The 6,000-nt window shown below is 69.4% G+C and carries 7 protein-coding genes; 4 read left to right on the top strand and 3 right to left on the bottom strand.

Annotated features, from left to right (window positions below; genetic code table 11):
* Positions 1 to 92 precede the first annotated feature (92 nt).
* Entirely contained in the window at positions 93 to 764 is a 672-nt protein-coding gene (locus NA8_RS24150) for an MspA family porin (RefSeq protein ID WP_063052620.1), read from the top strand.
* A gap of 162 nt (positions 765 to 926) precedes the next feature.
* Here the strand turns inward: NA8_RS24150 and NA8_RS24145 are convergent, their stop codons facing one another.
* The 3 genes from NA8_RS24145 to NA8_RS24140 form a co-directional block, all read right to left on the bottom strand.
* Positions 927 to 1,592 carry an SAF domain-containing protein gene (locus tag NA8_RS24145; RefSeq protein WP_063052619.1) on the bottom strand — a complete coding sequence of 222 codons (666 nt, stop codon included), beginning with the start codon at positions 1,590 to 1,592 and terminating at the stop codon, positions 927 to 929.
* An 86-nt stretch (positions 1,593 to 1,678) separates the two neighbouring features.
* Positions 1,679 to 1,999: an FmdB family zinc ribbon protein gene (locus tag NA8_RS33095; RefSeq protein WP_084467052.1), complete on the bottom strand. Its 321-nt coding sequence runs from the start codon at positions 1,997 to 1,999 to the stop codon at positions 1,679 to 1,681.
* A 69-nt stretch (positions 2,000 to 2,068) separates the two neighbouring features.
* Positions 2,069 to 2,677: a 5-formyltetrahydrofolate cyclo-ligase gene (locus tag NA8_RS24140; protein ID WP_084467051.1), complete on the bottom strand. Its 609-nt coding sequence runs from the start codon at positions 2,675 to 2,677 to the stop codon at positions 2,069 to 2,071.
* A 68-nt stretch (positions 2,678 to 2,745) separates the two neighbouring features.
* On the opposite strand from NA8_RS24140, the gene NA8_RS24135 reads away from it, so the two are divergent.
* The 3 genes from NA8_RS24135 (at position 2,746) to NA8_RS24125 (ending at position 5,773) form a co-directional block, all read left to right on the top strand.
* Positions 2,746 to 3,702 (top strand): UTP--glucose-1-phosphate uridylyltransferase, encoded by a 957-nt coding sequence (locus tag NA8_RS24135; RefSeq protein ID WP_063052618.1) that lies wholly within the window; start codon positions 2,746 to 2,748, stop codon positions 3,700 to 3,702.
* Positions 3,703 to 3,853: 151 nt separating this feature from the next.
* Complete coding sequence (gene glp, locus NA8_RS24130) at positions 3,854 to 5,110, top strand: molybdotransferase-like divisome protein Glp (protein WP_063052643.1); 1,257 nt, start codon at positions 3,854 to 3,856, stop codon at positions 5,108 to 5,110.
* Between the two features lie 12 nt (positions 5,111 to 5,122).
* A complete protein-coding gene (locus NA8_RS24125) occupies positions 5,123 to 5,773 on the top strand; it encodes a GNAT family N-acetyltransferase (protein ID WP_063052642.1) in 651 nt (216 codons plus the stop codon).
* Positions 5,774 to 6,000 lie beyond the last annotated feature (227 nt).

Genomic DNA, 6,000 nt, shown 5'->3' with positions numbered 1-6,000 from the left:
TGGGATGCCGTTCAGCATCGGCTGAACGCGGGTCGGATCCGTCAAATCTCTATTCGCTGAAGCGAACTCGATTCTTTAGGGGAATTACCATCATGTTCGATCGTAAAAAACTGGCGCGCGCGGCCGGGCTGTGCGCGGCCGCGGCCATCGCGGTAGGTCTGCTCTCCACCGGTGCGGCGAACGCCGACACCTTCGTCCCGCTGCCGGGCGGGGAACTGACCAAGACGCTGTCGGACGGCACTGTCGTGACCATTCGCCTGGTCGGCGAGTCCGCGACTATCAGTCCGTCCATGGGCGCTACACCCTTGCACCGCAACGCATGGGTGTCCGGTAGCGCACAAGTGGACCTGTCGGGTGCGGCCGGCGGCAAGATCTTCCCGGGTTACACCGTGGGCTGCCAGGTGAACATCGCCGGTGGCGGTGCCACCGGTGGTGTGGACGGCAATGTGGACTGGAGCGACGGGCAGAACGTCACCGGCGGCGTCGGCGCCAACTCCGGTGGCAACCTGTCCCTGGGTCCGGGGCAGGCGAAGTCGTTCTATGTGCTCGATCTGGAGCAGGCGGACGATTTCGGTAACGAGACGCACAAGACCCGTAATGCGTTCAGGGGCACGTCCGGTTCGGTGACGTGGGCCGATGAGACCATCGGTCTGAATGGTTGCGGGGGCTACGCCCAGGCGCGGGCTTTCGTCAGCGTCGAGGTCGAGACCGACAACGTGATCACCTGGGTGACGTTGTGGGGAGCGCCTTTCAGCCTCGGCTGAGCCGGAGAGTAACGCGCGCAACGCGAACGGGCCCGTCGATGACGGGCCCGTTTCGCATGCGGCACGGGTGAAGTGACCGCGCTGGTCCGGCTCTCGGCGCGCAAATCGCGAATCCGAATCAGCACCTCGCAGCGTGGTGCTTCGGCGAAGCATCTCGGCGGGTCAGTGGAAGACGACGGTGAGCGCGGTGCGCAGTGACGCCCCGGCCACGGCGGTAGCGTGCTCGGCGTCCATCGCCACCAGCACCACGCGTTCCGCGGCTCCGCGTCCGTCACCCGCGCCGGCGACGAGAATGACGGCGGAATCGGTGGCGAGGGTGCGGGCGGGACGGCTGCCGGGGCCGTTCGCGTCTTCGGCGCCGATCACGTCCACGCGATCGCCCGCGCGCAAGATGTCGGCGACCGCCGTGTCGGCGAGGCGGATGGGCACGATGCGCGCCTCACGCGCGCCGGTCGCCGCCGCGGCCAAACGCGGGCCGACGACGCGTAGATCGGTGAAGACCTCTCCCTGCCGCATGGCGCCGGTCAGCGTCGCGCCCACGAGCGCGGCGGGATCGACGACCGCACCCGCGGGCAGCGTGCCCGCTTCGCGCGGTGCGGGGCGCAGGTCACCTGCTTCGAGGAGTCGCCCCGGTGCCAGATCCCGGCCCGCGATGAGGACCGTCGTGCGTTCGGTATCCGGGTCACCACGAATGAAGAGCAGCACCGCGAGTGCGGCGAGCGCGGCCGCGAGCAGCCGTCGGGCGAGCACGGCGTCGGCCCACGACGGTCGCTGCCAGCCGTTCGGATTCCAGCCGCCGCGGCCGAGGTCGGCGAGTACACGAGTCATGGCCGGATCCTATGGCCGGACGCACACTCGCCCGGCCGAGATCACGATGGGTTGTGGATAGGTGACTGGCTGTGGAAAACGTCGAATCAGCTGGCCACGGCCGTGCTGGTGGATGCGGTGGACCCGCTCGACGACCCGGAGCTCGACGACGCGGAGCTCGACGACCCGGAGTCGGAAGAGGAACTCGAACCGCTGTCGGACTTCGCCGGCTCGCTGGCGGTCGTGGAGCCACCCCGGCTGTCGGTGCGGTAGAAGCCGCTGCCCTTGAAGACGATGCCGACCGAGTTGAACAGCTTGCGCAGCTTTCCGGAGCACTCCGAGCACACGGTCAGCGCCTCGTCCGTGAAGGACTGAACGATGTCGAAGCGGTTGTCACACTGGGTGCACGCATACGAGTAAGTAGGCACAGGATCCTCCGCGGTGTTCGTCGATCTGGCACTCTACAGCCGACAGTGCCAACACCGCCAATCGGTGTTTCATTCCCCAGCGTAATGGTCGCCCAAGCGGCGCAGACCGCCCCGTGGCGTGAGCGCCCAGCCCATGCGCCGATCATGCGGTTCCTCGGGTAGCCGGTCGACCAACTCGTCGTCCCGGACCACCGCGACCAGACGCGCGTCCGGCCGTGCGGCGGGCAGCGTGCGGTCGTAGTAGCCCGCGCCGCGACCCAGCCGCACGCCGCGCGAGTCCACCGCGAGGGCGGGGACCAGGATCAGATCGGCCCGGGTCACGGCGTCCGGCGGCAGCACCGCGCCGGTGGGTTCGAGCAATCCGTAGCGGGCCCGCCGCAGCGCGTCCGCGCCGGTGTACTCGGCCCAGCTCAACGGTCCCGGCGGCCCGGTGACCGGCAGCAGTATCCGCGCGCCACCGGCCAGCAGCGTGTCCAGCATCGCCGTCGATCCCGGTTCCCCCGCCACCGGTACGTAGGCGCAGACCCACCCCTGGGCTTTCAGTGTGTCCATCGCCGTGGCCAGGGCGAACGCTTCTTTTTCGCGTTCCGTGGCGCTCATCACAGCTCGCCGGGCGAGTAGTTCGATGCGCCATGCATGTTTATCGCGCTCGCCGGGCATCTCCACAGTGATCACCATAGGCTCACCCCGGGACCGAGTCGGCTCGACGCCGATCCGGCGGCGTGATGGATGGATAGGGTATGCGTATGACAGCAAAGTCCGGACAGCCTGGTGGCGCCCCGGCGGAGTCGTGCTTCCGCACGGCCGTGGTGCCCGCGGCCGGGCTCGGAACACGGTTCCTGCCCGCGACCAAGACGGTGCCCAAAGAACTTCTCCCGGTGGTGGACACCCCCGGTATCGAGCTGGTCGCCGCCGAGGCGGCCGGATCAGGCGCCGAGCGCTTGGTGATCGTCACCTCCCCGGGCAAAGACGGCGTGGTCGCGCACTTCGTCGAGGACTTGGTGCTGGAGAGCACGCTGGAAGAGCGCGGCAAGTTCAAACTGCTCGAGAAGGTGCGCAAGGCGCCGGGGCTGCTCGATGTGACCTCGGTGGTCCAGGAGGAGCCGCTCGGGCTCGGGCACGCCGTGGCCCAGGCCGAGCGGGCCCTCGACGACGACGAGGACGTCATCGCCGTCTTGCTGCCCGACGACCTGGTGCTGCCCCGCGGTGTGCTCGACGTGATGTGCCGGGTGCGCCGCAAGCGCGGCGGAACGGTGCTGTGCGCCATCGACGTACCCAAGGACGAGGTCAGCGCGTACGGCGTGTTCGACGTCGCGCCGGTGCCGGACGCGGTGAACCCGAACGTGCTGCGCGTCAAGGGAATGGTGGAGAAGCCCGCGCTCGCCGACGCGCCGTCGACGTTCGCGGCCGCGGGCCGGTACCTGCTGGACCGCGCGATCTTCGACGCGCTGCGCCGCATCGAGCCCGGTGCGGGCGGCGAACTGCAACTCACCGACGCGATCGCACTGCTGATCGCCGAGGGGCATCCGGTTCATGTGGTGGTGCACCGTGGGTCGCGCCACGATTTGGGCAACCCGGGCGGTTATCTTCGTGCTGCGGTCGATTTCGCATTGGAACGAGAGGAATACGGCCCCGCCCTGCGCGAGTGGTTGCAGCACCGCCTCGGTCCGGACTGGGATCCGCAGCTGACGACCGACGACTGAGGGACCCGGCCGGGGGTTTCGCCGAGAGTGGACCGTCGGGTACCAATGATGGTCACCGCGGTGCGCGCGAATGCGCTTGCGCCGCGGCGGGATCGCGCGTGCCCGCGCAGGCGAGACCGGATGGAGTGCGGAGAGGATCAGGAAGGGCTGGATGCGCTCGGTTGAGGATCAGCAGATCAAGGTGACCGCCGCGGCGGTCGCGCCCCGGCCGGTCCGGGTCGCGATTTCCGAGGCCCAGGGCCTGCTGTGCGCCGAGGACGTTGTCACCGAGCGGCCGTTGCCCGGCTTCGATCAGGCCGCCATCGACGGTTACGCCGTGCGCAGTGTCGACGTGGCTTCCGCCGGGGCCGATATCCGCGACGAAGCAGGCGACCTCGTCGACCTGACCCTCCCGGTGGTCGGCGAGGTGGTCGCCGGCTCGCGTCAGCCGATCCGCTTGCAGCCGCGCCAGACCGTCCGGGTGGACACCGGCGCACCGATGCCGACCCTCGCCGACGCGGTGCTTCCGCTGGATTTCACCGACGGCGGCCGGGCCAGGATCAAGGTGTACGAGCCGGTGCGCTCCGGCGATTACGTGCGGCGCATCGGCGACGACGTCCAGCCGGGTGATGTGGCCGTGCGCGCGGGAACCATCATCGGCGCCGCGCAAGTCGGTCTGCTCGCTGCGGTCGGTCAAGACAAAGTGCTGGTGCATCCGCGCCCGCGACTATCGGTGCTCTCGGTGGGCGGCGAGCTGATCGATATCGATCGGACGCCCGGCCCCGGCCAGGTGTACGACGTGAACTCCTACGCGCTGGCCGCGGCCGCGCGCGATGCCGGCGCGGACGTGAATCGCGTCGGCATCGTCAGCTCCGATCCGCGCCGGTTGCGCGACGTCGTCGAGGGGCAGCTGGTGCGCTCCGAGGTGGTCGTCATCGCGGGCGCGGTCGGCGGCTGGGCCTCCGAGCAGGTCAGGGAGGCGCTGGAAGGGCTCGGCGAGCTCGAAATCACCCGCGTGGCCATGCATCCCGGTTCCGTGCAGGGCTTCGGCCGGCTCGGCCGCGACGAAGTGCCGACTTTCCTGCTGCCGTCCAACCCGGTGGGTGCGCTGGTGGTGTTCGAGGTGATGGTGCGGCCCTTGATCCGAATCGCGTTGGGGCGCAGGCAACCGATGCGCCGGATCATCAACGCGCGGACCATCACGCCGATCACTTCCATGGCCGGGCGCAAGGGATACCTGCGCGCGCAGCTCATGCGGGACGAGGCGACCGGTGAATACCTCGTACAGCCGCTCGGCAACGGAAACTCCTCCTCGCACCTGCTCGCCACGCTCGCCGAGGCGAACAGCTTGATCGTGATCGACCCGGACGACACCGAGATCCGTACCGGTGACGAAGTCCAGGTCGCCTTTCTCGCACAGCGTGGCTGAGACGTGGACACGATGAATGTCTTCCGGGCCGCGCAGCATCCGGGGTGGCCCGCGCGACTGGGCCCGGTCCGGGTGGCCGCGGGACAGGTGACCTTGCGTCCGGTGCGGCTGCGCGATGCGGCGGCCTGGAGCCGGATCCGCCTGCGCGACAGAGCGCACCTGGAGCCGTGGGAGCCGACCGGTCGCGGGTCGTGGGAGGCGCGCAACCACGCCTCCAACTGGCCGTCGCTGTGGTCGAGTCTCAAGGCGGAGGCCAGGCGCGGCGCGATGATCCCGTTGGTGATCGAAGTCGACGGTGTGTTCAGCGGGCAGTTGACCGTGGGCAATATCGTGCGCGGCGCACTGCGCTCGGCCTGGATCGGTTACTGGGTGGCCAAGGATCTCAGCGGGCAAGGCGTCGCCACGGCGGCGTTGGCGCTGGGCCTGGACCACTGCTTCGGGCCGGTCGGTCTGCATCGAGTCGAGGCCACTGTCCGGCCGGAGAATCTGGCCAGCCAGGCGGTGCTGCGCAATGTCGGTTTCCGGGAAGAGGGACTGCTACGGCGCTACCTCGACGTGGACGGCGCCTGGCGGGATCACCTGCTGGTCGGCATGACCGTCGAGGAGCTGGCCGGAACGGTCCTGGACCGGCTGGTGCGAGAGGGGCGCGTCACCCTGCTGTAGATCCGGCCACCCGGCCGCGGTGACATTGGTGGAAATGTGACAGGTGTGGCGGATGTGCACGGCGCGCCTGCCGGAACTTGGTGCTACCCGGAATTAGCCTACGGACGTCGATGGTGCGTCCTGCGTCATCGGCACAGAGCCTGCGAGGGGACCGGCGTCCGCGCCGCTGCGTCGGACGGGGGCCGGCCGAGGGCGGAGCGTGTGACGAACCGCTCGCGGGCCGAGCC

The sequence above is a fragment of the Nocardia arthritidis NBRC 100137 genome (genome assembly GCF_001612765.1).
In the GTDB taxonomy this organism is placed as follows: Bacteria; Actinomycetota; Actinomycetes; order Mycobacteriales; family Mycobacteriaceae; genus Nocardia; species Nocardia arthritidis.
Note: the sequence above shows the minus strand (reverse complement) of the source record. Positions and strands in the feature narration are given on the sequence as shown.

Coding starts and splice junctions, on each gene's coding strand:
- glp (WP_063052643.1), top strand. CDS start 3,854: ATGCGCTCGGTTGAGGATCAGCAGATCAAGGTGACCGCCGCGGCGGTC.
- NA8_RS24125 (WP_063052642.1), top strand. CDS start 5,123: ATGAATGTCTTCCGGGCCGCGCAGCATCCGGGGTGGCCCGCGCGACTG.
- NA8_RS24135 (WP_063052618.1), top strand. CDS start 2,746: ATGACAGCAAAGTCCGGACAGCCTGGTGGCGCCCCGGCGGAGTCGTGC.
- NA8_RS24140 (WP_084467051.1), bottom strand. CDS start 2,677: ATGGTGATCACTGTGGAGATGCCCGGCGAGCGCGATAAACATGCATGG.
- NA8_RS24145 (WP_063052619.1), bottom strand. CDS start 1,592: ATGACTCGTGTACTCGCCGACCTCGGCCGCGGCGGCTGGAATCCGAAC.
- NA8_RS24150 (WP_063052620.1), top strand. CDS start 93: ATGTTCGATCGTAAAAAACTGGCGCGCGCGGCCGGGCTGTGCGCGGCC.